This window comes from Mesorhizobium sp. M7A.F.Ca.CA.004.06.1.1, assembly GCF_003999135.1.
GTDB lineage: Bacteria > Pseudomonadota > Alphaproteobacteria > Rhizobiales > Rhizobiaceae > Mesorhizobium.
Window position 1 is genome coordinate 1 of record NZ_RZPQ01000629.1, and the last position, 2,670, is coordinate 2,670.

General features: G+C 59.1%; 5 protein-coding genes. All 5 read left to right on the forward strand.

Translation table 11 applies throughout. From position 1 onward, the window contains the following. The coding region (locus tag EN906_RS37470; RefSeq protein WP_164777393.1) for a hypothetical protein at positions 1 to 622 on the forward strand (622 nt) is incomplete at its 5' end. 194 nt (positions 623 to 816) lie between these two features. Next, positions 817 to 1,317 (forward strand): tail fiber protein, encoded by a 501-nt coding sequence (locus EN906_RS27220; RefSeq protein ID WP_127267580.1) that lies wholly within the window; start codon positions 817 to 819, stop codon positions 1,315 to 1,317. Between the two features lie 12 nt (positions 1,318 to 1,329). Then, complete coding sequence (locus EN906_RS27225) at positions 1,330 to 1,836, forward strand: tail fiber protein (RefSeq protein WP_127267581.1); 507 nt, start codon at positions 1,330 to 1,332, stop codon at positions 1,834 to 1,836. Positions 1,837 to 1,846: 10 nt separating this feature from the next. After that, the gene (locus tag EN906_RS27230) at positions 1,847 to 2,371 is read left to right on the forward strand and encodes a tail fiber protein (protein ID WP_127267582.1); all 525 of its coding nucleotides are present in this window, start codon (positions 1,847 to 1,849) and stop codon (positions 2,369 to 2,371) included. Between the two features lie 29 nt (positions 2,372 to 2,400). Then, positions 2,401 to 2,670 (forward strand): hypothetical protein (locus tag EN906_RS37820; RefSeq protein ID WP_206529176.1); only part of this gene is annotated, 270 nt, incomplete at its 3' end.

Here is a 2,670-nt window from a genome sequence, read left to right on the forward strand (position 1 = left end):
CAGCACGGCGGCGGGCGACTTCGTCGTGGTGAGCCTGCTCGGGTCGGCGTTCGACAACGGCTTTACTTTTGACGCTCGAATTGAAAGCAATACCATCACGGTCGCAAACGGGCTGACAGCGGATGGCATATCCGTATTCAATGCCGGCGGCGGCGCCATGCGGGTCGGAATCAAAAACAACTCCATCGACTATGCCGGTACGCAACGTGCTATCCTTGTCCAGGCCGGACAGGACGGCGCCGGCAGCATCCTGGCCCAGATAACCGGCAACGCGATTGACATCAAACTGGATGGGACCGGAGATGCGGCTGCTGGCATTCTCGTCCAGTCAGCCGTCACGGACCCGGAGGGAAATGGTGCATCCGTCGATCTGAGCATAGGCGGCGCCGGCGCGCTCGCGAACATCTTTACGCATTCGCTTGGCGGCACCATGGCGGCTGGTGACATCCGGGTACGTCAGCGCAACAACGGGACGATCAACCTTAGCGGCTATGCTGGGGGCGCCATGGATACTGCTGCCGTGATCGCTTATCTGAACGGCCGCAATACAGTTGTTTCTGCATCTACCGCGACGGCGCAAACGAGCGGATTTACCGGGCTTGCCACGCCGCCGTTCCCATGATGGCTACGTTGATGAGGTAGAAAGGCCACCATTTGGTGCGACGATCTACAACCTTGGGTACACACTGCCTTCCTGCGCCTCTTGTTATTTAAATACTGTCTATTATTTTATAATAGTACTTGGTTTGTTAGAAACCCAAGTAGACTTCTATGTCGTTCCGTGTATTCTTCTGATATCTAATGAGGGCGCGAGACATGGCCGAGCCATTTCTATCGGAAATCAGGATTATGTCCTTTGTCTTCCCGCCCAAGGGTTGGGCGCTCTGTAACGGGCAGCTTTTGCCGATCAACCAGAACCAGGCGCTATTTTCACTGCTCGGAACCACTTTCGGCGGTGACGGCCAAGTCAATTTCGCGCTGCCCGATTATAGGGGACGTATCCCGATCCACGTTGGGAGCGGTCACACACTAGGCGAGCGCGGTGGCGAGCAAAGCCATACGCTGTCGATTTCCGAAATACCGACACACGTTCACTTTGCGCAGGCAAGCACAAACACCGGTAGCAGCCAGGATGGTGCGGGGAACGTTTTGGGGGTGGTTCCGGGGCGGCTGTATAGCGATTTCGCGAACGTGACGACGCTGAGCCCGAGCACAATTACCAGTGTCGGCGGCAGTCAGGCACATCTCAACATGCAGCCGTTCCTGACGCTGAGCTTCTGCATTGCCCTGCAGGGCATTTTCCCTTCGCCGAATTAAGGAGGCGCGATCATGGCACAGCCTTATGTTGGTGAGATACGCATGTTTGCCGGCAATTTCGCGCCGGCCGGCTGGATGTTCTGCGAGGGACAGCTTCTGCCGATCTCGGAGAACGAGACACTGTTCCAGCTGATTGGCACGACCTATGGCGGCGATGGCCAGAGCACCTTCGCGCTGCCCGACCTGCGAGGCCGTGTTCCGCTCCATCAGGGCAGCGGCTTCATCCTTGCGGAGACGGGAGGCATAGAGGAAGTCAATCTGACAATTTCCCAGATTCCGTCACACAGCCATCCGATGGTCGCGTCCCTGAGCATTGGTCAAGATACCAGTCCCAGCGGGAAGGTCGTTGCACAGATTGGCGGTGGCGCCTTGCCCTACATCCAGGACACGACCGATACCGACATGGCCCAGCAGGCTGTAACAGCCGTTGGCGGCAGCCAGCCGCACAACAATTTCCAGCCGTATCTTTGCATCAGCTTTATCATTTCACTTTTCGGCATCTTTCCGTCGCCGACCTGAGAGGGACATCATGGCTGACCCGTTCGTCGCCGAAATCCGAATCTTCCCCTTTTATTTCGCGCCCAGGGGCTGGGCGTGGTGCGACGGGCAGTTGCTGCCGCTGTCGCAGAACACGGCATTGTTCTCGTTGCTGGGCACGACCTATGGCGGCAATGGCAAAAGCAATTTTGCCTTGCCCGACCTTCAGGGCCGCTTGCCGATGCACCCGGGGCAAGGACCAGGGCTTTCGCTGCACGATCTCGGCGAGACCGACGGTACGGAAACGGTAAGCCTGCTCGAATCGGAGATTCCTAACCACACCCACGCAATGCGCGACCATGACATCGACCTGGGCGAACTCAATGCGCCGTCCTCGACGCGAAGCCTGGCCAAATCCACCAACGCAACAATCTATACCCCGGCGGCCAACCTGACGCAGATGAGCCCTCAAGCGCTCCCCCCTGCCGGCGGCGACCAGCCGCACAACAACATGCAGCCCTATCTCACCTGCTATTTCTGCATCGCGCTGCAGGGCGTCTTCCCGCCAAGAAGCTGAATTCCGAACCGAAAGGGCAGGACCGTACGATGGCCAAGAACGCAGAACCGAAGTCGAAGGTCCCCGCAGCGAAGACGCCGGCGCCGAAAGCGGCTTCCAGGGCCCGCCCGGCGCCGTCCAGCCCTCCACCCATTTTCCAGCACAAGCCGGCCGGCACGTCGTTTTTCGAACTGTCGCGGCTGATGGTGGTGGGGATCGATTCCGCCAAGGGGCAGTTGATCCAGAAGGCGCAGCTTTCGCCGAACGGGCCATGGCCCTCGGCCTGGTCGTTCATCGCGCCCGGCGCCTGGGTGATCATG

Coding starts and splice junctions, on each gene's coding strand:
- EN906_RS27225 (WP_127267581.1), top strand. CDS start 1,330: ATGGCACAGCCTTATGTTGGTGAGATACGCATGTTTGCCGGCAATTTC.
- EN906_RS27220 (WP_127267580.1), top strand. CDS start 817: ATGGCCGAGCCATTTCTATCGGAAATCAGGATTATGTCCTTTGTCTTC.
- EN906_RS27230 (WP_127267582.1), top strand. CDS start 1,847: ATGGCTGACCCGTTCGTCGCCGAAATCCGAATCTTCCCCTTTTATTTC.